We start from the raw sequence: 25,327 nt of genomic DNA, 5'->3' as shown, positions 1-25,327 counted from the left end.
TGGGCGAGCGTCAACTTTCTGTGCCATGGGAGTCGGTCCTATCTGTTCGGTGTGTCTTCGGTTCGGCTGGCTGCCGTTTGGCGAGTGGTGTTATCGAGTCAGCGCGGGAGCTGGTTCCGCTGCGGGTTGGTCATCTCCGATGTGCGCGAGCGCACTTTCGAGACTGTTGTGCAGGTGGATCTTGATCGCGGCCGCGGCCAGGTCGGCGTCGCCGACGATGATCGCGTCGACCACGAGGAGGTGTTCCCTGGCGGCAGCGCGAAGCCTTTCGGAATCATGCTGGGCGAGTCGGCGTACGAGTGAGGAGTGCAGCCGGGCACTCGCGAGGGCGTTCGTGACGTAGGGGTTCGCGACCGCGTCTTCGATGGCGAGGTCGAGCGCATCCACAATCTCGTAGTAGCGCGCGATCGCGTCATCTTTGGCGCCCGAAGACGCCTGATCGAGCAGTTCGGGTGCGGCCGCGAGTTGCGCGCGAAGCTCAGCGAAAGTGTGCGGATCGCGTCGTTGTGCGGCAAGTGCGGCGGCACTGGTTTCGAGGGCCGAGCGCAGCTCGTAGAGCGAGCGGATGCGATCGGGCGAAAGTTCGGTGACCACGAGCACGCGCGGTGATTTCGAGGTCAGTAGCCCTTCGGAGGTCAGGCGGGAGAATGCCTCACGGATCGGGGTGCGGCTTACGCCGAGGCGGGTGGACTGCTCGACTTCAGCCAGTGCCGTGCCGGGCGCGAGCTCGCCGGAAAGGATCTCGTCACGCAGTGCCGCGTACGCCCTATCGCTTGCTCGCATGAATCCTCCATTGACCCGAACGATACCCACGCTTATGTATACATTAGCTTTATGTATACATTAGCGGCTGAATTTGGAATTGCAACCCGGAATTGACCCACTCTGTGGATACACCAAGGATGTGCGGAGGTCGGACAGCGCCGTCCAGGCAGCTCCCGCGAGCTAGGGAATCAGCCCGAGTCGGCGCGCTTCGGTCGCGGCACCGAACCGGGTGCGCTGACCCAGCTTGCGCATGGCCGCGGCGAGATAACTCTTGATGGTGGATTCCGCGAGCGCGAGTTCGATGGCGATCTCGCCATTGTTGAGCCCGATCGCCACGTAGCCGAGCACATCTATTTCGCGCGGTGAAAGCTGCCCCCAGGCTTCCTCCCGAGTGATCTGCCCAGCGGCCTCCCCATGCTGCTTCAACTGTGAGATCGCGGCCAGCCGCGCCTCCACCTGGCGCATCCGATCGATCAATTCCGGGTCGCTCAAGGATGCGGTGATCGCACGAAGCTCGGCATAGCTCGCGCGCAACTCCTCGAGTTTTTCGGGAGGCAGTTCGGTCGGACTGAGCTTCGCTTCGGATGCGCGCGCCGCCACACTTCCCTGCGCTGGCATGGTCTTTCGAAGTTCGAGTCGCAGTCGCTCACGCTCGGCCTCATCTCTGGCCCGAAGCTGCTCCTGCAACCAGGCAGCGACCCGGACCACCGCATCCACCGAGCGATTACCAGCACTTACGCCCTCGCGTTCGGCGCCGTAGAGCATCCCGCGCACATTGCCGTCGATCATCACCGGCACGGCCAAGAGGGCCGTAACCCCCTCAGCGAGTACCTCATGGTCATAATCGTGGGTGATGTGGCGGGCGGTGCGGTAATCGCTCGCGAGCCGCGGCCGCATTTCGCTCAGTGCCTGGCCGCCCAAGCCACGGCGCTGCACGACATGCAGGCCGGCAAGGGAACCGGTTTCATTGCCGCGAAGCGAAGACACCCGAAGGCCGTCCCCACTCGTGAGCCCGCCAAAGACCAGCGGGAAAGAGCCCATGTGACCAAGCTCGGTGAGGGCAGCTTCGAGGAGTTCGTATTCGGATCGCGGGGCGCGTCGTGACATTGCGGGGCTCGCTCCATTGGTGTGTTTCGCTGCGGTATTTCTAGCACCGAGGCGATACCAACTTTCGGGGGTACCTCGACTTTGAGGTGGTTCGTAGCGTGAACCATAACACCTGGCACAGCGAAGTGCTTCAGGTTTGCCGCACCCCGCAAAGACGCGTGGAAACCGAGGAGAACACTCATGACGATTCACTCTCTGAACCCGAATGCGCCGGTTCGCACCGATGCCTACGCCGAGATTTGGCAACGGAGCATAACCAACCCCGAGCAGTTCTGGCTTGACTCGGCCGAACTGATTGACTGGGACCGCAAGCCCACCCGTGCGATCCACCGCCACTCTGATACCGAGTGGGAGTGGTTCCCCGATGGGATGCTTAACACTTCGTATAACGCGGTGGACCGCCACGTGCTCGCCGGTCACGGCGACCGCACCGCGATCATCTACGACTCGGCAATGACCGGCACCCAGTCAAGGATTTCCTACGCCGAACTGCAGGAGCACGTGGCCCGCTTCGCTGGAGTGCTGCGCGCATCCGGCGTAGAAAAGGGCGACCGCGTGCTGATCTACTTGCCGATGATTCCCGAGGCAATCATTTCGATGCTTGCCTGCGCCCGCATCGGCGCTATCCACTCGGTGGTCTTCGGTGGTTTCGCCGCGAATGAGCTTGCGGTGCGTATCGACGATGCTTCGCCGAAGGTGATCGTGACGACTTCAGGCGGTCTCGAGCCCAAGCGCGTGGTCGAATACCTGCCGATTGTCGACCGGGCGCTGAAAGCATCCAATGGCAGCGTGCAGACCGTGATCGTGGCTGATCGCGATCTCATTCCGGGCTCCGCCGCCGACTATCAAGGTGGCGAGGTTCGATATCTCGACTGGAAGGAAGCCGAACAGCAGGCCGAGCCGGTGGCTCCGGTTCCGGTCGAGGCCACGCATCCCGCCTATATTCTTTACACCTCGGGCACGACTGGAAACCCCAAGGGCATCGTGCGCGACACCGGCGGTCACGCGGTCGCCCTCACCCGTTCGATGGGGCAGATCTACGGGATCAAGCCCGGGGATGTGTTCTGGTCGGCATCCGATGTGGGCTGGGTCGTTGGCCATAGCTATATCGTGTACGCGCCCCTGCTCGCTGGCGCCACCACGGTGATCTACGAGGGCAAACCCGTCGGCACTCCGGATGCGGGGGCTTTCTTCCGGGTCGTCGAACAATACGGTGTGAAGGTGCTGTTCACCGCACCGACCGCGCTGCGCTCAATTCGCCGTGAAGATCCAGAACTCGAGGGTGCCGATCGTTATGACATCAGCTCGCTCGAGGCGCTCTTCCTCGCCGGCGAACGCCTCGACACCGAGACCTACCACTGGGCCAATGACGGTTTGCACTGCCCGGTGATCGACCACTGGTGGCAGACCGAAACCGGTTGGGCCATCACCGCGAACCCGCGCGGCATCGAGCTGCTCGAAACCAAGCCGGGTTCCTCGACCGTGCCTTGCCCGGGGGTAGACCTTCGCATCCTCGATGCCGACGGCACCGAGATCACCGAACCGGGCGTCGAAGGCAATATCGCCCTCAAGCTGCCATTGCCACCGGGATACCTCAAGACCGTGTGGGGTGCGCCCGAGCGTTTCCACAGCTCGTATTTGGCCGAATTCCCCGGGCACTACTCGACCGGTGACTCGGGCTATGTCGACAAGGACGGCTACGTGTTTATCATGGGGCGCACCGATGACGTCATCAATGTCGCGGGCCACCGCATCTCCGCCGGTGCGATTGAGGAATCCCTCGGTCAACACGAGGCCGTCGCCGAGGCGGCCGTGGTCGGGGTCCGGGACAATCTCAAGGGCCATCGGGCTTACGGGGTCGTGACCCTCAAACACGGTGTTGAGGTGGCCGAGGATGCGCTGCAGCGCTCACTCATCGCTCACGTTCGCGAGACGATCGGGCCGGTCGCGGCCTTCCGTGATGTCGCGATCGTCTCCCGCCTACCGAAGACCCGCTCAGGCAAGGTACTGCGCAAGACCATCCGACAGATCCTCGATGGCGAGGACGTCAAGGTTCCGGCAACGATCGAAGACCGCTCGACGCTGGACGAAATCGTTGCGCTCGGACCCGCCGACCCGGATGTCGCCCACACCGGCGCCATCGTGACCCAAATCGCAAGCTAATACTCACCTGCACACTGCTCGGCTGGGCACCCGCCCAGCCGAGCAACCCAACACCATCCGTCCCACCATGCGGCAAGGAGGCCTCATGCATGACGTAAATTCGGCGACCCCACACGGCGCCGAGACTAATATCACTCATACCGTTGACTACCTGAAATTCGATCAGGAGCCCCAATTCCAGCAGTTGCGGAAACGTCAGCGCTCATTCGTCTTCCCGATGGCCGTGTTCTTCTTGGCCTGGTACTTCGCCTTCGTCCTGCTCGCGGCCTATGCGCCGCAGTTCATGGCGACCCCTATTGTCGGGACCATCAACCTCGGATTGCTGCTCGGACTTGCCCAGTTCCTGACCACCTTTACGATCACCATGTGGTACGTCCGCTTTGCCAACGCGAAACTCGATCCGCAAGCCCAGGCACTGCGCGAACAACTCGCTGCGATCGAAGCCGGTACCCCTATCCCAGCAGTGTCGACACGATCCGCGAATTCGGCCGGTTCGGCCGTCCCGAGCGTGCTTGAAACCGAAGGAACAGATCGCGCATGAATCTCGAACAGCTGACCGCACCAATTGTCGCTGCCGTCGACACGATCGAAAACAACCCGATCCTCAATATCTCCATCTTCATCGCGTTCGTCGCCATCACACTGTTCATCGTGGTGCGCGTCAGTCGTAGGAACCAGTCCGCGGCGGACTATTACGCCGGTGGCCGTTCCTTCTCCGGCACCCAGAACGGCTTCGCGATCTCGGGTGACTACCTGTCGGCCGCATCCTTTCTCGGCGTAACCGGTGCTATTGCGATCAACGGTTACGACGGCTTCCTCTACTCGATTGGCTTCCTCGTCGCCTGGCTCGTGGCGCTACTGCTCGTTGCTGAGCTAATGCGAAACACCGGAAAGTTCACGATGGCCGATGTACTCTCCTTCCGGCTGCAGCAGCGGCCGGTGCGAATGGCCGCCGCCACCACGACCCTCGCGGTGTGCTTCTTCTACCTGCTCGCGCAAATGGCAGGCGCAGGCGGACTGGTCTCGCTATTGCTCGGAATTGACAATAAGGTCGGGCAGAGCGTGGTCGTCGCCGTGGTCGGAGTGCTGATGATCGTCTACGTCCTCATCGGCGGGATGAAGGGCACCACCTGGGTTCAGATCATCAAGGCCTGGCTGCTGGTCGGTGCGGCGCTGATCATGACCGTCTGGGTACTGGGACTACACGGCTTCAACTTTTCCAGCGTCCTCGAGCACGCCGTGGCGGCATCCGAACAGGGTGCGGCGATGCTTGCGCCGGGTCTGCAATACGGCGGAAAGGAACTCGACTTCATTTCGCTCGGCCTTGCGCTCGTGCTGGGTACTGCGGGGCTGCCCCACGTGCTGATGCGCTTCTACACGGTGCCCACCGCAAAGGAAGCCCGCAAGTCTGTGGTCTGGGCAATCTGGTTGATCGGTGCGTTCTTCCTCTTCGCACTCGTGATGGGCTACGGTGCCGCGGCACTGGTCGGACAGGAAACTATCCTGGGCGCTCCCGGTGGGGTGAACTCCGCCGCACCGTTGCTCGCCCTCAAACTCGGCGGCCCGATCCTCATGGGCGTAGTCTCCGCGATCGCCTTCGCGACCATCCTCGCGGTGGTGGCTGGCCTCGCCCTGACGGCAGCGGCATCCTTCGCCCACGATATCTACGGCAGTGTGATTAAGAAGGGTAAGGCCTCTCCCGAAACGGAGGTTCGTGTCGGCAAGATCACCGTGGTGGTGCTCGGCATCGTCGCGATTGTCGGTGGTATCGGTGTGCAAGGGCAGAACATTGCCTTCCTCGTGGCGCTTGCCTTCGCGGTCGCAGCCTCCGCGAACCTGCCGACGATCATCTACTCGCTGTATTGGAAGAAGTTCAACACTCGCGGCGCGGTATTGAGCATGTACGGCGGGCTCATCTCAGCACTCGTGCTGATCGCTTTCTCACCGGTGGTATCGGGCTCGGAGACCTCACTACTCGGTGCGGGTGTGGACTTCGCGATCTTCCCGCTCGCGAACCCCGGCATCATCTCGATTCCACTCGGTTTCCTATTCGGCTGGCTGGGATCGGTCACCTCGAAGCGAGCCGAGGACGCTGCGCTCGCGGCCGAGATGGAGGTGCGTTCGCTGACCGGTCACGGCGCTGAAGCGGCGGTGGAACACTAGCGCTTCGGCACCCTGGCCTCGACCCCTGGCCGCGAGCCCTGGCTTCGAGACCTGGCTTCGGTTGTATCTCAGGTGGGCACTCGCTTCGGCGGGTGCCCACCTGCTTATGCATCCCGCCAGCAGCCTCTGCCGGTGTATCCCTCCATTGGGCGCTGTTTATGTGTCCCGCCAGCGGGCTCCGCCTATATTTCTCGCCAGCGATATTCCGAAATCGGCCTGCCGCCGGTGCCGTAGCGAGATACCCGTTCAACTCGCCCCAGGCTCTGCAGATATTCGAGGTAGCGCCGAGTGGTGACCCGTGACATCCCCACCAGTTCTGCTGCCTCCGCCGCGGTGAGCGCACCACGCTCGCGAATCGCAGCGCGCACCCGCTCGAGCGAATCGGGCGAGAGGCCCTTGGGCAGCTCTTCCCCCGGCTTTGCGGAACCTCCAGGCCGCAGTGCCCCGATGAGCGCATCGATGTCCGACTGCGTGGGTTCGTCCTTTGCGATATCGAGCTTTTCGCGGTACTCGCGATATTGCTCGAGTCGCTCGCGGAAGACCGCGAAGGTGAAGGGCTTTACGAGGTAGTGCACCGCGCCGTGGGACAGCACCCGGCGCACCGTGTCCGCATCGCGCACACCGGATACCGGAATCACGTCGGTCGTGAGCCGCTTTGCGCGGATCTGCCGCAGCACATCCAGCCCGGAGCCGTCAGGCATCGTCATATCGAGCAGGATGAGCTGGATGCGGTCGCGGAGATTCGGGTCGAAGATCTTCGCGAGCGCCGTCCTCGCGCCGGCTGCCTCGGCGACCACTTCGAAGCCGTCGAGCCGTTCGAGATACGTGCGGTGGAGTTCGCGGCTCATCGCTTCGTCATCGACGATCAGCACACCGATCATGAGGCATCTCCCGTCTCTGAGCTTGCCGCAGTTGACGTTCCCGTGCCTGAATTTGCGACGTTCGAAGTTGCAATGCTTGACGTTCCAATGCCTGTAGTTCCCGGGCCTGGCGCTCTCGCCGCCGGAATCCGAACCGTGACAGTCATCGGGAGTTCCGTTGCGAGTTCGAGTTCGCCGCCGACCCCGGCAAGAACTTGGGTGACGAGCGCGAGTCCCACTCCCCTGCCCGCGCTACCCGCGGGTTTGGTCGAGAACCCGGGGTCCAACACCCGCTCGCGCAGATCCTCCGGAATCCCGTCGCCGCTATCCATCACCACAATTTCGAGGTCACCGCTGACGCTCGCATGCAGCGAAACTTCGACCCAAGGGGCCTCGGTGCCGGTCGCCACTGTGTCTGTCACTGCCGCACCGGTCGTCACTGTACCGGTCGCCGCTGTATCGTTCGCGACTGTACTCGTCGCAGAATCCATCGCAGCATCCATCGCGTTATCGAGAATATTGCCGACCACCGCGACGCAGTCGACGGCGCCGAGGACGCTGCGCGGAGTATCCGGGGCGACCTCCATTGACCACTCGATGCCGCGCTCTTTCGCTTGCGATGCTTTGCCGAGGAGCAGCGAAATGATAGCCGGATCGAGCCGGTCGTGTGCATCCACGAAATCGAGCAAGAACTGGCTCTGCTGTTCGGTTTGAGTCAGCAGCTGAACCGCCTCCGAGCTACGTTCGAGTTCCAGCAGACCGACTGCCGTGTGCATCCGATTGCGGTACTCGTGTGTCTGCGAACGCAACGCATCCGAGAGCGTGCGAATCGACTCGCGCGCGGTGATGGTGCTGCGAATCTCGCTCGCCGGGAGGTCCCCGGCGAGCTTCCAGATCATCCGCCGCGCGAGAACGGCGACCAAGATCCCGAAGGCGAGCAGCACCACGAACGCGACGATACTGATCGGTAACTGCTTGAGCGCCTCCTCTGAAATCGTCACGAGGGTCTGCCCGGTCGCGACCCAGCCGACCACTTCACCATCCACCTGAATCGGCACGATCGTGCGCAACGATTCGCCGAGCTGCCCCATGAAGGTGCCCACGGCAATGGTCGGCTCCTCGGGAATCACGCCCGTGTACTGCTGGCCGATCTCTTCTGGAATTGGATGCGTGACCCGCACACCTTCCGGGGTCATGATCGTGATGAAGTCGACGTCACTGTGGTCAACGATTTGCTGCGTGACCGGCTGCAGAATCGCCGTTGGATTGTCGCTGAGCATCGCATCCTGCACCAACTCAAGATCGGCGAGCGTGACCGAAACCGCTTCGGTAACGTCCTCAGCTTTTTCGCTCGCGTGCAGGCGACCCATCGAAACCAACAGGGCGAACAGCGCTGCCGACAAGAGAAAGACCGCGATCACGATGATCAGGAAGACGCCCGAGGCGGCACTTCTTCGAGTGTGGGTGGCGGCCATGGCGTTCCTCCCGGTCGCGGCAATTGTGGTCACGAACAATATGACCACAAGCCTGACTTCCGCGTCTGACTCCAGCATCGTATGTCTACGAACGCGTGGCAATGGCCCGCCACGAAAGAGCATGCGACGGTTGCGAAGCCGTCACCAACTCGGAGGCAATGATGACTCTCGTCAGCAACTCGGCAAACAATCCCGGAAGTGGTCCTGAAAACAGGTCCGGCGCCAAGAACACTGAAGTAACTACTGTCCCCCTCTCGAAGCGTGGGAAGCCTCGCAAGGGCTGGGACAAGCACACGTGGCTGTACATGTCGGTGATCTTCGCCGTCGTGCTTGGTGCGGTCGTCGGTCTTCTCGTGCCCGACTTCGCGGTCGCTCTCGAACCGCTCGGTAAGGGCTTCGTGGCGCTCATCAAGATGATGATTGCGCCGATCATCTTCTGCACGATCGTCGTCGGTGTCGGTTCGATCGCGCAGGCCGCGACGGTCGGCAAGATCGGTGGCCTCGCGCTCGGCTACTTCATGGCAATGTCAACGATTGCGCTGGCGATCGGCCTCGTCGTGGGCAACATCATCCACCCGGGTGAGGGTCTCGACATGTCATCGTCGACGTACGAAACGACCGGCGAAGCCGCGACCACCACTGATTTCCTGCTCGGCATCATTCCGACCACGTTCTTCTCGCCGCTCACCGGCGACAACGTACTGCAGGTACTGTTCGTGGCACTGTTGACTGGCTTCGCGCTGCAGGCGCTCGGTAAGCGCGGTAAGCCCATCATGCGTGCGGTCAAGTACGGTCAGCTGCTCGTCTTCCGCGTGCTCGGCATGATCCTGTGGCTCGCACCAATCGGTGCCTTCGGCGCAATCGCCGCCGTGGTTGGCAAGACCGGCATCGCCGCGATCTGGAGCCTCGGTCTGCTGATGGTCGCGTTCTACATCACCTGCATCCTGTTTGTGGTGGTCATGCTCGGGATCCTGTTGTACGCCGTCACCCGTGTGAATGTCTTTAGCCTGATGAAGTACCTCGGTCGCGAATACCTGTTGATCGTCGGCACGAGCTCTTCGGAGTCAGCCCTGCCGCGACTGATCGCGAAGATGGAACACCTCGGAGTCTCGAAGCCCGTGGTCGGCATCACCGTTCCGACCGGGTACTCCTTCAACCTTGATGGCACCGCGATCTACCTCACGATGGCATCGCTGTTCATCGCCACCGGGATGGGCCAGCCCATGTCGATCAGCGAGCAGATTGGTCTGTTGGTCTTCATGATCATCGCCTCGAAGGGTGCTGCCGGTGTCACCGGTGCGGGCCTCGCGACGCTCGCCGCGGGTCTCCAAGCCTACCGCCCCGAGCTCGTCGGAGGCGTCGGCGTGATCGTCGGTATCGACCGATTCATGTCGGAAGGACGTGCCCTCACGAACTTCAGTGGCAACGCGATCGCTACGCTCCTGATCGGCACCTGGACCAAGCAGGTCGACCGCGATCGGGTCAAGGCCGTGCTCGCCGGCGAGATTCCCTTCGACGAGAGCACTCTCGATGGCGACCACGATGTGGCCGACGATGATGCGGCTGATGAGATCGAGGATGCTACCGAGATGGCTGCTAAGGCTGAGGATGCTCAGACTGGCTCGGCTCAGGCTGATTCGGTTCAGGACAACACGGCTCAGACTGGTCCGACCGAGGCTGCAGCTGGCTCAAACCGCGAGAAAGTAACCGTCTCCTAGCGCCTTGCCTGGTGCGGCTTGCGAGCAGGCCGCACCAGCAGCCAACGTCAGCGCTAAAGCCGCACGACCTCAGTCACCCGCAGCGCCGCCTGGCCATTCGCCGCCGATTCGTTCAGATCGACTTCGGCACGGATGCGCCAGGCGTTGTCGCCTTCGGGGTCAAGAAGCGTCTGCTCGGCATCCCAGAATCCAGCCGCCTCGCGCGACTTATCGATCCGGCAATACTGCGGTGAGCGCGCGGCACCATCGATCTGGATGTCCTCGTACTCGTCGTAGTAATCGTCGAGGATGCTCGGCCAGTCGATCGCGGGGTCGAGGCTTCCGAGTTCCTCGTCTTTCTCGAGGGCCGCGAGGTGCACACGCCGCCACAGTTCGTTGCGCACGAGCACCGTGAACGCGCGCACATTCTGGACCACGCTCTTTGGTGCCGGCGGCAGGACTGGCTCGCCCTGTGCATCCACCGGTGCGACCAAGTCGGCCCACTCGTCGACGAGGCTCGAGTCGATTTGCCGCACGAGCTCGCCGAGCCACTCGAGCACATCCATGAAGGCGTCAGTGCGGGCATCCGAGGGCACGGTCTGGCGCAGCGCGCGATAGGCGTCGGAGAGATAGCGCAGCACCACGCCTTCGGAGCGTCCGAGTTCGTAGAAGGCCACATATTCGGCAAAGCTCAGGCCCCGCTCGAACATGTCGCGGACAACCTTTTTCGGCGACAGCTCGAAGTCGCGCACCCAGGGCTGGGACTGCGCGAACATCTCGTAGCTCTGCTCGAGTAGTTCCTCGAGCGGCTTCGGCCAGGAGATCTGCTCGACCCGGTCCATCCGCTCGTCGTAATCGATACCATCGGCCTTCATCTCGGCAATCGCCTCGCCGCGAGCCTTGTGCTCCTGGGCGCGCAGCACCGGGCGGGGATCGTCGAGAGTCGCTTCGATAACGCTCACCACATCCAGCGGATAGTCATCGGATTCTGGGTCGAGCACGTCGAGCATCGCGAGCGCGAAGGGTGAGAGCGGCTGGTTGAGGGCGAAGTTCGCCTGCAAGTCAATCGTGAGCTGGACCTGACCGTCGACATCTTCCACAATCCCCGCATCAAGCAGGGTGCGGCCAATCTCGAGCGCGCGGCGGGCGAGTTGGAATTTCCGCGGCCGTGGCTCGTGATTGTCGAAACACAGATCGCGGATGTTCTGAATGACGTCTCCCCCGCGCGCGATCACGTTGATGAGCGTGGCGGAAGTCATTTCCATGTGGCTCGTGAGCGGCTCGGGCTCGGCAGCCACGATGCGGTCGAAGGTCGCTTCGGTCCAATTCACGAAGCCCTTCGGCGGCTGCTTCTTGGTGATCTTGCGCTGCTTCTTCGGATCACCCGCAGCCTTTGTGAGGGCGTGCTCGTATTCGACCACGTGCTCGGGGCCCTCAACGATCACCGTGCCGTGATCGTCATAACCCGCGCGGCCCGCCCGACCCGCGATCTGGTGGAATTCGCGCGCGCTGAGGTGCCGCATCCGCTGCCCGTCGAACTTACTGAGCGCGGTGATCAGCACCGATCTAATGGGCACGTTGATACCGACGCCGAGGGTGTCGGTACCGCAAATCACCTTGAGCAGTCCCCGCTGTGCGAGCTGCTCGACGAGGCGACGGTAGCGCGGCAGCATCCCGGCGTGGTGCACACCGATGCCCTGCCGGAGGTAGCGACCGAGGGTCTTGCCAAAGGTGGTGGTGAAGCGGAAATCCCCGATCGTCTCAACAATCTTGTCGCGGTGCTCGCGGCTCGCAACCTTGATGCTTGAGATCGCTTGCGCGCGCTCCACCGCTGCGGCCTGTGAGAAGTGGACGATGTAGATCGGCGCTTCATCGTCTTCGATGAGCTTCTCGACGGTTTCGTGTACTGGTGTGAGCACATAGTGGAAGCTCAGCGGCACCGGCCTGGTCGCGCCTTCGACCAGTTCGGTGGCGCGGTTCGTGCGGCGGGTAAGGTCTTCGCGGAGTGCTTTGGTGTCACCGAGCGTGGCTGACATCAACAGGAATTGTGCTTTCGGCAGCAGCAGTAGCGGAATCTGCCAAGCTGAGCCGCGCTGCGGGTCGCCGTAATAGTGGAACTCGTCCATCACGACCTGGTCGACATCCGCATCCGCACCCTCACGGAGCGCCTTATTCGCGAGAATCTCGGCCGTGCAGCAGATGATCGGCGCATCCGGGTTCACCGAGCTATCGCCGGTGACCATCCCCACCCGCTCGGCACCGAAAATCTCAACCAAGCTGAAGAATTTTTCGCTGACCAGGGCTTTAATTGGCGCTGTGTAGTAAGTGCGACCGCCGCGGGCGAGTTCGATTGCGTGCGCTGCGATCGCCACGAGCGACTTGCCGGTGCCGGTTGGGGTTGCGAGAATCACGTTCGCGCCCGAAACGAGATGGATGATCGCCTCGTCTTGCGCGTCGTAGAGGTTCACTCCGCGAGCGCTCGTCCACTCGAGGATCGCCTCGTACGCGTGGTCGGGATCGTACGGAGCGTCGGGGTCGACGAGCGTCGGGATGAGATCGGATAGCGAAGGGATGCTCTTGGGCGCGGCGTCAGACATGTCCTCTCGATCCTCCCACATCGCCACGAACCCACACCTGCGCCGCCGCTAACTCGTCACTCGATGCTCCCCCAGCCAACCAAAACAGCATCCATCGACGGATCAACTGAAACCCCACAACCAACTCGTCACTCGATGCTCCCGCAGGCCGCCAAAACAGCATCCATCGACGGATTAAGTGAAGCTCGGCAGGAGATTCGTCGATGGGTACTTACTCAGCGTGGGGCAGCGCGGCGCGAGGAGGGGCGGGCCGACGCGGCGCGAGGTGGGGCAGCGCGAGGTGGGGGGCGGCGCGAAGTCGGGCGCAGCGTAAAGAAACGACATTCACCATTGCGTTCGTCGGTGGGACCTGGTTACAGTAACCGCAGCAACATGCTCCGGGGTCGGTGAAAGTCCGAACCGGCGGTGATAGCCCGCGACCGCTTCGCGAGATTGATACCCAAGTATCGAACGAGTGCAGCGTTGATCTGGTGGAATTCCAGAGCCGACAGTCAAAGTCTGGATGGGAGGCGCATGCGCGGCACGATTAAGTGTCGCGGCTCAGCGAACGTTCACCGAATTTTGGCGAACGTGAACTGGTGTTCTTCTCCCCCGGTGTATTTCCAGCACCGGAAGGACACCCATGACTCTCACTACCGCCACCGCGGGTGTGCATACGCACGATTTCGTACCAGCTGTTTTCCTCGCGGACACGGTTTCAACACGCACGGTTCTGACACCTACGGCCACCGCGCTGACACCCGCGGCCACGGATCCGACTCGCACGGTCCCGGGTCCGGTTCCGGCACGCACCGTCCCGGATGTGGCTGCGGCGATGCGCCGTGCAATTGAGCTCGCGTACCAGGGTCCCGCGGCGGGCCCGAACCCGCGAGTTGGCTGCGTAATCCTTGCTGCCGACGACGGCGGACCGCGACGGATTCTCGGCGAGGGATACCACCGGGGCGCCGGAACACCACACGCCGAAGTGGATGCTCTCCGCGACGCCCGAGAGCGTGCAAGCCTTTCGAATGGCAACCCACTCCGCGGCGCAACCGCCATCGTAACGCTCGAGCCCTGCTCGCACACCGGTCGCACCGGGCCCTGCACGGAAGCGCTCGCCGCCGCGGGCATCCGTGAGGTGATCTACGCGGTCGACGATCCGAACCCCGAAGCTGCGGGTGGCGCGACGTACTTGCGTGACCGGGACATCCGGGTGGAATCGGGAGTCGGTCGCGAGGAAGCCTTCGAGGTCGTGCGCGTCTGGGCAACATCCCTCCGTCTCGGCCGCCCCTTCGTGACGCTCAAGCTCGCGACCACGCTCGATGGCAAGATCGCGGCCGAAGACGGCACCAGCCAGTGGATTACCTCGAGCGCGGCACGCGAGCACGCGCACCGCACGAGGTCGGAGGTCGGCGCGATTCTGGTCGGCACCGGGACGGTCCTGAGCGATGATCCTTCGCTGACCGCTCGGGATCCCGACGGCACGGCGTTCCCCCAGCAGCCGTTGCGGGTTGCGCTCGGTCACCGGCAAGTGCCGATGGATGCGCGGATGCGCGGCAACGAAGACGAGTTCCTTCACCTCGCTACCCGCGACCCGGCCGAAGCGCTCGCCGCTCTGGCCGACCGCGAGATCCGCCACGTGCTCGTCGAAGGCGGCGCGAGTGTGGCCGCCGCATTCCTCAAGGTTGGCCTCGTCGACGAACTCCACACCTATCTCGCCCCGATGATCCTCGGCAGCGGCAAAAGCGCCGTGGACCCATTCGGCATCGAAACACTCACGGATGCCGAACGCTGGCACACCGAGGAAGTGCGCCGTCTCGGGCAGGACACGTTCATCCGCGCGGTCAAACTCCCCGCACAGCCATCAACCACCAAGCACCCTGGAGCCTAAACATGTTTACCGGACTCATCGAAGAGATCGGCACCGTTCTCGCCCTCGAACAATCACCAGAACGGCCGGACGCGGTACTCACCGTCAATGCATCCATCGTCACGGCGGATGCTCGCCCCGGCGACTCGATCGCGGTGAACGGCGTCTGCCTCACCGTCGTCGATCTCTTCGCCGATGGATCGTTCACTGCCGACGTCATGCCGGAGACGATCGAGCGCAGCACCCTGGCTCAGTTCGAGCCGGGAACTCGCGTCAATCTCGAACGAGCCATGCGGGCGGATGCGCGGCTCGGCGGCCACATCGTGCAGGGCCACGTAGACGGCATCGCAACGCTTGAGGTCCGGGTGCCCGGCGAGCGCTGGGATGACCTGCGTTTCAGCATCGATCCTGCGCTGACCCGATATATCGCCGAAAAGGGTTCGATTTCTATCAATGGCACTTCGCTCACGGTCACCGAAGTGGATGCTTCCGGGTTTGGGGTGTCGATCATCCCCACCACTTCGGAAGCCACCACGATCGGGGCGTTGCAGCCCGGCGACCGCGTCAATATCGAGGTCGATGTGCTTGCGAAATACGTCGAGCGTGCGCTCGAAGCGCGTTTCGAAACATCCACTTACCAGCCCGCTCACTTACGGCAAGACTCGCGCCCCAGTCGTCTCAGTCAGCCTGGTCAGTTCAATCAGCCCGGTCAGCTCAATCAGGCCGGTCACCTAAATCACCCCGGTCACCTCAATGCCGAGGCGGCCATCGCAACCGAAGGAATGCTCCGATGAACACCACGCCAATTACTGCCGAAGCCGCTACCACCGCCACGGCGAGCCCAGTCACGGTGAACTCAGTGACGGTGAACTCAGTGACGGTGAACTCAGTCACGGCGAGCCCAGGCACGACGAGCACAGCCGCCGACGCCACCAACGCGCTGCTCGAACGCGCCTTCGCGGAGCTCCGTGCGGGCCGTCCGGTGCTTGTCGCCGATAGCGCGAGCCGAGAAAACGAAGTGGATGCGATCCTCGCGGCCGACCGTGCCGAACCTCGCTGGATCGCTTGGACGATCCGCCACTCTTCCGGGTTCCTTTGCGCGCCGATGCCCACCGAGCGCGCAGATCAGCTTGACCTGCCGCTGATGGTTCCTGATAACCAGGATTCGTTCCGCACCGCGTACACCGTGTCGGTGGATGCGGCGGTCGGCGTCACGACTGGTATTTCTGCCTCCGATCGGGCGCTCACCCTGCGAACTCTGGGACATATTGACGCGGTCGCGGAGGACCTTATCCGGCCGGGTCACGTGATTCCGCTGCGCGCGGTAGACGGTGGCGTGCTCGTTCGCCCCGGACACACGGAAGCCGCGACGGACCTCGTGCGCCTGGCAGGTGCGGGCGAAGTCGGGGCGATTGCGGAACTCGTGCACGATTCGGGTGAAGTCATGCGGCTTCCCGAGGCAGAGCAGTTTGCGGAAGCCGAGGGACTCGTGATTCTGCACATTAGTGACCTCATCGCTTGGCGACGCGAGAACGATGCGCTGGCTGCGCCTCCGGCAGCAGCTGCACGTCCGGACGTAGCCCCACATCCGTCAGTAGTCGCGCGTCCAGCAGAGACCGCATATGTCGGTACAGGCCCTGCGGCACCTGCAGCGGCAGAAACCGCGCTGGTCGCGCACTAAAGTCACGCTCCCGATACACCTCCCGAACGCTCTCCATAAACAAGACCCCATAAACAGATCCCCACAAACAAAGGACCCCAGTGAGTAAAGAAGGCTCCCCCGCTATTCAGGTCGACGGCAACGGACTGCGCGTCGTGGTGATTGCCGCGCAGTGGCACGAACAGATCATGACTGCGCTCGTCGAGGGCACCCAGCGTGCGCTCAACGAGGCAAATGTCAGCGAGGTCTCGGTGGTGCGAGTGCCGGGCTCCTTTGAGCTGTCGGTTGCGGCGGCGCGGATTGCCCGTTCCAAGGATGCTCCGGACGCGATCGTCGCGCTGGGTGTGGTGATTCGGGGTGGCACTCCGCACTTCGACTTCGTGTGCACTGCCGCCACGGACGGGCTCAACTCGGTTGCGCTGGAAACCGGAATTCCAGTTGGCTTTGGCCTCCTCACTTGCGACACTGAGCAGCAAGCGCTCGACCGCTCGGGGCTACCGGGTTCGAGCGAAGACAAGGGTGCCGAAGCCGCGCAGGCCGCGATTGCGACCGTGCGCGCGCTTGAGAACTGGCGCTAACCCGCTTTCCGAACGAGTGTCGCGAGTCCCGTAATGAGGTCCGCGGGGTTCATGTCGGGGGTTGGCTCGGTGTCATAGGCTTCCCAATATGGCATCAATATTTCATACCCTTCAGTCTTGACCGCCTCGAGAAACTCGCCCCACGCATCCCCGAGGCCGTCATAACCGCCGGTGTATTTTGTTGTCGCTAGGTGTCCGGCTGGCAGTTCCGAAGCAACGATGATGACGCCATTCGAGACATGGTCTTGAGTGAGCGCTTCGGCCACCGCGAACCCCACTTCAAGGTCGACTGTTTCGCCAAAGGCCGAGTCGTATCTCGTGAACGCTGGCCCTATGGGCGCAAAAACTCCGGATTGAATGGCATCGCCGAGGGCGCCGAAAGAGCTGTCCATAAACGGTGCCATTTCGCTCACCGGTAAGCCGGATCTCCGGATCACCGCGGTGGGGCAACCCGGAAATTCAAGGTATTCAACTGCTGAAAGCGACATACGCCAACTCCTTAGGCAACCACTGCAGTGAGGTCGGTGCGCAGCCGCGAGGGATCCGTGCCGGGGCCGGGCGTGACGTGATAACTCTCCCAGTACGGCTTCTGTGGGGTGCGCCCCGCGGCCTCAAGGTCACGAAGGAACCCCTGCCAAACATCCGCAAGCTCCGAATACGGCCCCACGTGCGTTACGCGGGCGACTTCGCCGCCGGGTAGCTCCCCCGGTTCTATCGTCACACCGTTGAACTCAAGCGATTCCTCGAGCGCCGCGAGCAGAGGGATCCCCGCTTCGATGGTCACATCCCCCTCGAGCTCTGTGTCATATCGACTGTACGCCGGACCGTCCGGAGCGATCGCCGCCGCATCCACCGCCGCGCGCAGCACCGTGAAGGCCGAGTCGAGAAAGCGGATCATGTCCGCCACCGGCACTCCTTCGCCACGAACCACGGCCGTATGCTGCGTCTTTAACCGCACGAATTCAATTGCCGTCGCCAACTGTTCTGCCATTTTGACTCCCTTGTCAAACGCGCCTGTCAAACGCCCTGTTCACTGCTGCTCTGCACGGTGCTGCTGTTCATCGCACTGCTGGTCGCGGCGATACCGGCCACCGCAATACTCTTCACACCGCTATCTTCGGCCCCGGAAGGCCCTTTTCTCTCGTGCCGCCCATGCTAAGCCCCGCCAACGAAAAAACCCTGCAACAGCGTCCGACGACCACCCTGTCACTCCCGAACGCGCTGCCCGACGACGGTAGAAACCCCGTCGCGGTGCATCGAAACACCGTAGAGTGCATCCGCAATTTCCATCGTGCGCTTCTGGTGGGTAATCACGATTAGCTGGCTCGACTCGCGCAGGCTCTCAAACACCTCGAGCAGGCGGCCGAGGTTGGCGTCGTCAAGGGCTGCTTCGACCTCATCCATGATGTAAAAGGGGCTCGGGCGAGCCTTGAAAATCGCCACCAGCAGGGCCACCGCGGCGAGGGAACGTTCTCCACCGGAGAGCAAAGAAAGCTTGTCGATCTTCTTTCCTGCGGGTTTTACCGCCACTTCGATACCAGTAGTGAGCATGTTTCCGGGATCAGTAAGGGAAATATCCCCACTTCCGCCGGGAAAGAGCACTGGGAACACCTCATGGAAGGCCTCGCGCGTATCTTCAAACGCCTCGGCGAATACCGTGCGCATCCGCTCGTCAATGTCGGAAACGATCTTCATGAGGTCGGCACGAGTGGTTTCGAGGTCCGAAAGCTGCTCATTTAGATAGGCGTGCCGCTGCTCGAGCGCCGAAAATTCCTCGAGCGCGAGCGGATTGATTCGCCCCAACTGCGACATTTCCTTCTCGGCCTGTGCAAGACGCTTTTTCTGCTCGGCGCGGTCAAACTCCTCATCCGGACCGTATTCATCCAGCAGCACCGCCTCGACGAGCGAGAGTTCGCTCGCGACACGCTCGAGCAGATTATTGAGCTGCATTTTGCGCTCATACATTTGCAGCTCAAGCGCGTGAACATCCTCAGTGATCACGTTGAGCCGCTTCCGCAGCTGCGCTTCCTGCTCGCGCAGGTGCACGAGCTCCTTGTCTTGCGCCTCGCGTTGCTTCTCTGCCTCAGCAAGTTCACCGCGCGCCTCAGTCAGGCTGCGATCAATGGATTCGAGAAGCGGCGGGATGCGCGCAATCACGCCTTCGACTCGCTCATGTTCGGCGCGGCGCAGGATCATTTCGCGTGCGGCGCGGTCGGCGGCTTCGCGTTCCGCCTCGCGTTTGCGTTCAAGCTCACCGATGCGCAATTGTTCGGCGCGAAGCCGCTCCCGCAGGGTCTCCACGGCCAGACGCGCCTCAACTTCTGCCTCACGTTTGGTTTCCACCGCCGCCGCAAACTCGCCTCGCTTTGAACCATCGAAAATCGGCCGCGGTTGTGACTGGTGAGTTTCGAGTTCGTGCTTCGCCTTCGCCGCGCGTTCCTCCACCTCGCTGATGTTCTGTGCAGCCAGTTCCTTCGACTTTTCGGCGCGCCCCAGCTCGGCTTTCGCCGACTCCACTCGCGAACGCGCGCGGTTGAGGGCCTCGCGCCGGGCAGCAAGCTCCGCGTCAAATCCACGCAGGTCGGCAAGCGCGGCTTCGGCTGCCGCTTTCGCGGCTTGTAAGGATGCGCGCAGTTCGGCTCGTTCGATCGACCTCACGTCGAGGAGTTTGGTTACCCGCTCGAGTTCGGATGCGGCCCGGTCCCGTTCCGCAAGCAGCTCGATTCGGCTGGCGCCCCCGGAGTCCTTGTCGCTGCCGCTGGTTGCCGTGAGCGTACTCGCAGTAAGCACGGTTCCGTCTTTGCTCACGAGCACGGTCCCGTGCGGCAGATGCGAAAGGATCGCTCTCGCGGTTTCGCGAGGTGGCAGTTCTTCGAAGATGAGCGTCCGCGCCAATTGCGTCAGAATCGCGTTCACGCCGCGAGTGACTGACGTCGCGACCGTGACAGTAATTCCGTGCTTCCCGGCCACCTCTTCGGCCGTAGCTGCGAACTCTTCGTCGGCCTGCGCATCCGCAAAGTCCGCAACGAGCTGCACTCGGCCATCCACTTTCGAATCAGCCACCAAACCAAACGCGACCTGATCGGAGGCCGTGAGCACGGCATCCGCCGCTTGTCCCAGGGCCGCCGAAATTGCGGTCTCGAAGCCGCGGTCCACGCGGAGCTTGTCACTGACTCGTCCGATCACACCTTCGGGTGCGCTCGCGAGGAGCGACTGCGCGCCGTCCCGAACTTCGGATGCGAGCGAAAGCGCCTTGCGGCGGGCGTCGAGCGAATCCCGTTCACGCTCCAGGTCGTGAATGTCATCGCGCAATTCGTCCATCGCGGCTTGCTCGCTGGTTACCTGGTCCTGCGCTTCGGCGTAACGGTCGTCGAGCCCGGACGAGTCCATTTCGCCAGCTTCCGCGTCGGATTCGACCTGCACGAGTTCCTGCTCCGCTGACTTCAGCCGGTCTGCTGCCGACTTGAGCGTGTTGTCGCTGCGGAGCACTTCACCGCGGACTGCCGCGAGTCGGCCTGCCGCCGACTCCGCTTTACCTTTGAGTTCGGTGGTGCGCAGATCGTGCTGTGAAAGAAGCGCCGATTGGGTCGCGATTTCTTGGTCGAGCACGTCGAGTTCTTGGCGAGCTCGGGCCGTGGCGTCTTGCGCGTGCTGCCAGCTCGTTTCGGCTTCGCTGACGCGCCGTTCAAGGTCAGCGACTTCCTCGCGGACCGCGGTGATATCGGCATCGGTCACCGAAACGGTCAGCGCGGGCTCAGCGAGTCGCGCCTGCAGCATGGACTCGCGTTGGCCTGCGAGCATCTGGAAGTTTCGCAAGCGTTCGCGGGCGCTTTCGAGGTCGAATGCGACGCGGCGGGCACGGTCCACGTCATCACCACGCTGTGCTTGCTGCAGCTGTTCAATCCGTTGCAGCGACTGATCGAGTTTTTCTTGTAGGACGAGCCGTTCGGTGGTGCGTTCTTGCTCGGTGGCGGATGCGCGGCGCAGCTGATCGCGCAGGGTCACGACCTCGTCGGCATAGAGGCGTGCCTTCGCATCGCGGACGATTGCGGCGATCCCCTGGGCTTTGCGTGCGACCTCAGCCTGACGCCCGAGCGGCTTCAGCTGGCGTCGAACTTCGCTGACGAGGTCGCGCAGGCGCTGCAGGTTCTGTTCCATCCCCTCGAGTTTGCGGACGGTTTTTTCTTTGCGGCGGCGGTGTTTGAGGATTCCCGCGGCTTCTTCGATGAAGCCGCGGCGTTCTTCTGGGGTGGCGCGCAGGACCGTGTCGAGGCGTCCCTGGCCGACGATCACGTGCATCTCGCGGCCGAGGCCGGAGTCACTGAGGAGCTCTTGCACGTCGAGCAGGCGGACCTGCTCACCATTGATAGCGTATTCGCTGCCGCCCGCTCGGAAGAGTGTGCGTTTGATGGTGACTTCGGTGTAGTCAATCGGCAACGCGTTGTCTGCGTTGTCGATTGTGAGGGCGACTTCGGCGCGCCCGAGCGGGCCACGAGTGGCGGTGCCGGCGAAGATAACGTCTTCCATTTTGCCGCCGCGAAGGGTCTTGGCGCCCTGCTCCCCCATGACCCAGGCCAGCGCATCCACCACATTCGATTTGCCCGAACCGTTTGGTCCGACAACGCAGGTCACGCCCGGTTCGAATTCGAGCGTGGTCGGTTTTGCGAACGACTTAAACCCCTTGAGCGTCAGGCTCTTGAGGTGCATTTTGTCGACTTTCGATCAGCGGGATGGATGCCTGAATCCTACCGGCGTGCCCGCCTCCGACCGGCCATTTGGCGCGGCGGTCGGATTTTCCAGAACCAGTACGGTGTTGGATCTGGCGCCGCCGTTCAGCTGGAAACCGTTGGGAACCTGTTTTCAGTAATTGGGGTAGGGATCTGTTAGCAAGAATCTGCGCACTATATGAGTTTCATCAGCGGATAGGTTTGAGTGTGTGACTGAAGGTATCGATCCGGTTCGCACTGTGATTATCTGCGTGGGCATGGCGCTGCTCGCTGCAGGGATCCTTTGGCGAGCTCGGGTGCCTCTCGGCTGGGAACCGGTGATTGCTGTAGTGCGCGCAGGAATTCAGCTGGCTTTGCTTGCGGTGATTCTGTCGGTGATGATGACCGAGCTGGGTTGGGTCTTTTTGTGGCTTGGGGTCATGCTTGCGATCGCAGTTTTTACCTCGGCGAGAAGAATTGGGCGGAGTGCCAGGGTGGTTCTGGGTGTTGCGCTTGCGCTTACTGCGGGAGTGGCGGCTGCTATCGGGACGGCGTTTGTTTCGGGTGCCGTGGATCTCGGCCCGCAGTATCTGCTCGCGGTCGGTGGCATCATCATCGGTAATTCGATGAATGTCACGACGCTTTCTGCTCGCCGACTGCAGGAACAGCTTGCGGATCATCGGGGTGAGGTCGAAGGTTGGCTGGCTCTCGGTGCAACGAATCGTCAAGCGACAGCACGCTTTCGCGCATTGGCTTCGAAGCTTTCCTTGATTCCGTCGATTGACCAGACGAAAACAACCGGTCTAGTTACACTTCCCGGCGCGTTCACTGGGGCGGTGTTTGCTGGCGCGAGTCCACTTGAGGCTGGGCTTTTCCAGTTGGTGGTCCTCGCGGGAATTCTGCTGAGTGCTTCCCTTGCTTCAATCATCATCAATGAGGTGTTGGGGTCGCCCTCGCAAGTTCCAGCCGCTGTGGAATAACGTCCAGGTGAGTTTGGCGCTAAGCAACAGCAACAGCGAGGTCTGTTCGTCGACCACGCGTACTTTCGCTAGACCTTTGGTCGGAAGGTTGGTCCGCGGCTGCTCCAGGACGCGTTCTCGTACCCCGGGATCGGCACCGGTGGATGCGCCTTCCGGTATCCCAAGTCGAATCGTTTGCGGCCACCGAGTCGTGGTTCTCGCAGTGGATCGACGTTTGCGGGTGGGATGAACCACACCGTCCCGCCACCGTGTTGTTTCGCGAGCCTCGCGGCACGCTTTGATTTGGTGGGGTCGTGCACGATTCGGATTTCCCAACCCGTGTGCACCCGCCGGTGACAGGAGCTGCACAGCAGGATCCCGTTGTCGAGATCGGTGGTGCCTTCGTGCGCGGTCCAGTAGGCGATGTGGTGAGCTTCGGTCATTCCGGGCGGTAGGCCACAGAACGCACAACCCCCGTCGCGTTCGATGAGCGCGTTGCGTTGCTGGCGGGTGAATAAGCGCACTTCTCGGCCCATATCGAGCGCGACCGAGTCGTACCCCAGCACGATCGGGATCACCCCAGCTCCGGCAGCGAGTCTGCGAGCTGTACCGACGTCGATAATCGTGCCACCGGCATGCCCATCGATAGTCGCGATCCCGGTGTGTACTCGGGTGGGGTAGCTAGTGCCTGGCTGGTGAGTGCTCGCGCAGTCGGATGTTGTTGAGTAGCGGAATGCTGCGGCTTGGTCACCGGTCTCGTGGTTTGGATTCGTACTGTCGAGGTCGCCAGTGTCGCCAGCCTTCGCAGCAGTAGCCGCGTCAGCCGCGTCAGCAGCGTTAAACGTGGCGTCGGCGATCGCGGTGGCCTCGGCGAGTGCTTCGGGTGGGACGAAGTCTTCCAGGCCCATGCGCACCATCACGCTGGTTGAAGGGCCGGAGAGCTTGTGCAGGTCGCACCCAATAACGTGTTTCGCGAAATCGACTAGCGCAGCTGCCTGGATCTGCGGAATCGTACGAGTTTCGACGGCGACGCGATCGTGCCGGTAGGGGTCTTTGTCATGGTCGTCACGGAAGCTGGCGTCCGGGTAGACGGAGTTTTCTCCGAGATATTCCGGCGCGGGATTGGTTGCCGGTGCAGCTTCCGAGGCCAGGTCTTGCGGTGTGCGACTAGCAGTTGTCGCAGTCCTTGCCATGTCGCCAACGTTCTCGTCATTCGCGGCATCGCTGGCACGGTCGGTAGCGCCAGCAGTCGCAGCGGCCGTGGTTGTGGCATCGGGGCGTTCCGGGGCGAGTGCGCCGGGGTGGTTATGATCGCGGCATTCGCGCAGGGTGCCGGTGACGTAGCCTGCGAGGGCGTGGCGGACATATGCGCCGGACTCGGCATCGATCTTCCCATTGATGTGGAGCATGCCGGTGTCGGACATTATGCGGAAGGTGAGACTGTTCTGCTGTCGCTGCGCTTCCAGGGTTGGGGCGACGCCGTCGGGGTCCAAATACCCCTCGAGGTGGGTGATTGCGGCACGGAACTCGGCCAAGGGGAGCCCGTCGCAGGCAATATCGACCAGGAGTTGTTCTCCCTCGTCGATGTCGTCGGGATCCACCTCCGGCTTCTCGCGGAGTTTCTCGGTGGTGCGCACGATCTCGTTCGCGTGCGCGAACCCGACTTCTCCGGCGCGGACAGCGTCGGCAACGATCTCGGCTGTTGCGGGCAACCGTTCGCCCGTGAGGGAACGCTCGCCGACGATGGCTTTCCCCACCCGGGTGATCGCGAACGCGTCACGACGCTCGATCTGGACGCAGTCCGCGAAGAACTGCGATGGAGACTTGTAGCCGTATTGGAAGTCAAGCCGCTGGTCTAACAACTCTCCCCGGGACCGGTGCGCGACTTCTTGTGCGAGTACCGCAAGTGTTGCCGAGAGCTGCCGTTGGTGGGCCGACACAACCTCGATCAAGTCGAGGAACCGGTCTTGCGAGGCCGCTTCCACGTCGTCCTCGAGCACGCCTCGAGAGAACGGGAAATTGCGCGCGTACGAGTCAATTAAGCCAGTGAATGACTCGATCAACCGGGCGAGATCACCATCCCGCGACATACCCTCCGGCAGCGTGAAACCCGGCCCAAACACGAAAGCACCAGCATCGAAATCCGCAGCGGCACCAGCACCGGAACAGGAACAGGAATCGGCGTCTGCAGCAGCACGAGCACCAGCAGCCCCTGCAGCAGTGCTATCACCAGTGGGCGTGGTTGTGGCCTCGGCAAACTCATGGCCTGCGAAGCCTGGGGACGTGAAATCGAAATCGGATTCAGACTCTGCAGCCCCTGTTGCAACGACTTCATCCCATGGGGAAGGCCTGGAGAGCCCAGCGACGATGTCTTCAAACCCGGTATCGGGTGCGCCCAAGGCGCCCCAAGCATCCGAGGCACCGGACGCACCGGAGGCACCACGATGCCTATTGAAGTCGTCGTCATCGTCGGCAAACGTCGAGTCGCACACGGTCATCGTGGATCACCTCCCGGGAAGGCTGGCTGGTGATTCCACCCTATCGAGATTCGAACGAATAAACTAGTGATAAGTCACGTAGTTATCGAATAGTAATTCGATGTTCGAATTCGCGACTGCGGAGATGTAAGAACTTGACGAGTTACACAACAGAGTAAGGGCAGCCACCGACGTTGAGCAGATTTAGGCCCTCACCCCACCCACCCCGACACCATGAGAGTCGCACAAAGAAGGCAGCCAGCCAGATCAC

Annotated in this window: 18 protein-coding genes and 1 riboswitch; of the genes, 9 read left to right on the top strand and 9 right to left on the bottom strand. The window is 62.4% G+C overall.

Going from position 1 to position 25,327, the window contains the following annotated elements; all coding sequences use genetic code 11:
- Positions 1–90: 90 nt before the first annotated feature.
- The gene (locus tag F8O05_RS09185; protein ID WP_158052435.1) at positions 91–783 is read right to left on the bottom strand and encodes a GntR family transcriptional regulator; all 693 of its coding nucleotides are present in this window, start codon (positions 781–783) and stop codon (positions 91–93) included.
- A 162-nt stretch (positions 784–945) separates the two neighbouring features.
- Positions 946–1,872, bottom strand: coding sequence for a LuxR C-terminal-related transcriptional regulator (locus F8O05_RS09180; RefSeq protein WP_158052434.1), 927 nt, complete (start codon positions 1,870–1,872; stop codon positions 946–948).
- A 180-nt stretch (positions 1,873–2,052) separates the two neighbouring features.
- On the opposite strand from F8O05_RS09180, the gene F8O05_RS09175 reads away from it, so the two are divergent.
- From F8O05_RS09175 to F8O05_RS09165, 3 genes are all read left to right on the top strand, one after another.
- Complete coding sequence (locus F8O05_RS09175; protein ID WP_158052433.1) at positions 2,053–4,035, top strand: AMP-binding protein; 1,983 nt, start codon at positions 2,053–2,055, stop codon at positions 4,033–4,035.
- An 85-nt stretch (positions 4,036–4,120) separates the two neighbouring features.
- Positions 4,121–4,576 carry a DUF485 domain-containing protein gene (locus tag F8O05_RS09170; RefSeq protein WP_158052432.1) on the top strand — a complete coding sequence of 152 codons (456 nt, stop codon included), beginning with the start codon at positions 4,121–4,123 and terminating at the stop codon, positions 4,574–4,576.
- Positions 4,573–6,198 (top strand): solute symporter family protein, encoded by a 1,626-nt coding sequence (locus F8O05_RS09165; RefSeq protein ID WP_192497112.1) that lies wholly within the window; start codon positions 4,573–4,575, stop codon positions 6,196–6,198. The genes F8O05_RS09170 and F8O05_RS09165 overlap by 4 nt, the downstream gene beginning before the upstream one ends.
- A 182-nt stretch (positions 6,199–6,380) precedes the next feature.
- Here F8O05_RS09165 and F8O05_RS09160 read toward each other — a convergent pair whose 3' ends face one another.
- A complete protein-coding gene (locus F8O05_RS09160) occupies positions 6,381–7,079 on the bottom strand; it encodes a response regulator (protein ID WP_158052431.1) in 699 nt (232 codons plus the stop codon).
- Positions 7,076–8,533 carry a sensor histidine kinase gene (locus tag F8O05_RS09155; protein WP_192497111.1) on the bottom strand — a complete coding sequence of 486 codons (1,458 nt, stop codon included), beginning with the start codon at positions 8,531–8,533 and terminating at the stop codon, positions 7,076–7,078. Before F8O05_RS09155 ends, F8O05_RS09160 begins: the two co-directional genes overlap by 4 nt.
- A 305-nt stretch (positions 8,534–8,838) precedes the next feature.
- Here F8O05_RS09155 and F8O05_RS09150 point away from each other — a divergent pair, with 305 nt between their 5' ends.
- Positions 8,839–10,251: a cation:dicarboxylate symporter family transporter gene (locus tag F8O05_RS09150; protein WP_192497120.1), complete on the top strand. Its 1,413-nt coding sequence runs from the start codon at positions 8,839–8,841 to the stop codon at positions 10,249–10,251.
- 53 nt (positions 10,252–10,304) lie between these two features.
- On the opposite strand, the gene F8O05_RS09145 is transcribed toward F8O05_RS09150, so the two are convergent.
- Entirely contained in the window at positions 10,305–12,827 is a 2,523-nt protein-coding gene (locus tag F8O05_RS09145; RefSeq protein ID WP_158052428.1) for a DEAD/DEAH box helicase, read from the bottom strand.
- Positions 12,828–13,196: 369 nt separating this feature from the next.
- Positions 13,197–13,345, top strand: a riboswitch (FMN riboswitch).
- 104 nt (positions 13,346–13,449) lie between these two features.
- Between F8O05_RS09145 and ribD the strand changes: the two genes are divergently transcribed.
- From ribD to ribH, 4 genes are all read left to right on the top strand, one after another.
- A complete protein-coding gene (ribD, locus tag F8O05_RS09140) occupies positions 13,450–14,697 on the top strand; it encodes a bifunctional diaminohydroxyphosphoribosylaminopyrimidine deaminase/5-amino-6-(5-phosphoribosylamino)uracil reductase RibD (RefSeq protein ID WP_225735821.1) in 1,248 nt (415 codons plus the stop codon).
- A gap of 2 nt (positions 14,698–14,699) precedes the next feature.
- Positions 14,700–15,470, top strand: coding sequence for a riboflavin synthase (locus F8O05_RS09135; protein ID WP_158052427.1), 771 nt, complete (start codon positions 14,700–14,702; stop codon positions 15,468–15,470).
- Entirely contained in the window at positions 15,467–16,357 is an 891-nt protein-coding gene (gene ribB / locus F8O05_RS09130; protein ID WP_158052426.1) for a 3,4-dihydroxy-2-butanone-4-phosphate synthase, read from the top strand. Before F8O05_RS09135 ends, ribB begins: the two co-directional genes overlap by 4 nt.
- 80 nt (positions 16,358–16,437) lie before the next feature.
- Entirely contained in the window at positions 16,438–16,914 is a 477-nt protein-coding gene (gene ribH, locus F8O05_RS09125; protein WP_158052425.1) for a 6,7-dimethyl-8-ribityllumazine synthase, read from the top strand.
- Here ribH and F8O05_RS09120 read toward each other — a convergent pair.
- The 3 genes from F8O05_RS09120 to smc form a co-directional block, all read right to left on the bottom strand.
- Positions 16,911–17,402 carry a GyrI-like domain-containing protein gene (locus F8O05_RS09120; RefSeq protein ID WP_158052424.1) on the bottom strand — a complete coding sequence of 164 codons (492 nt, stop codon included), beginning with the start codon at positions 17,400–17,402 and terminating at the stop codon, positions 16,911–16,913. The genes ribH and F8O05_RS09120 overlap by 4 nt on opposite strands.
- A gap of 11 nt (positions 17,403–17,413) precedes the next feature.
- Positions 17,414–17,905 carry a GyrI-like domain-containing protein gene (locus tag F8O05_RS09115; RefSeq protein ID WP_158052423.1) on the bottom strand — a complete coding sequence of 164 codons (492 nt, stop codon included), beginning with the start codon at positions 17,903–17,905 and terminating at the stop codon, positions 17,414–17,416.
- Positions 17,906–18,120: 215 nt separating this feature from the next.
- Positions 18,121–21,621 (bottom strand): chromosome segregation protein SMC, encoded by a 3,501-nt coding sequence (gene smc / locus F8O05_RS09110; protein WP_158052422.1) that lies wholly within the window; start codon positions 21,619–21,621, stop codon positions 18,121–18,123.
- 229 nt (positions 21,622–21,850) lie between these two features.
- On the opposite strand from smc, the gene F8O05_RS09105 reads away from it, so the two are divergent.
- Positions 21,851–22,600, top strand: a complete 750-nt coding sequence (locus F8O05_RS09105; RefSeq protein ID WP_225735820.1) for an ABC transporter permease — start codon at positions 21,851–21,853, stop codon at positions 22,598–22,600.
- A gap of 68 nt (positions 22,601–22,668) precedes the next feature.
- Here F8O05_RS09105 and F8O05_RS09100 read toward each other — a convergent pair whose 3' ends face one another.
- Positions 22,669–25,077 carry an HNH endonuclease gene (locus tag F8O05_RS09100; RefSeq protein WP_158052421.1) on the bottom strand — a complete coding sequence of 803 codons (2,409 nt, stop codon included), beginning with the start codon at positions 25,075–25,077 and terminating at the stop codon, positions 22,669–22,671.
- Between the last annotated feature and the right edge of the window lie 250 nt (positions 25,078–25,327).

Origin of the sequence: Gulosibacter chungangensis (assembly GCF_008831155.1) — a bacterium.
Taxonomy (GTDB): Bacteria; Actinomycetota; Actinomycetes; order Actinomycetales; family Microbacteriaceae; genus Gulosibacter; species Gulosibacter chungangensis.
The sequence above is the reverse complement of the archived record's forward strand: the minus strand, read 5'-3'. Positions and strand labels throughout refer to the sequence as shown.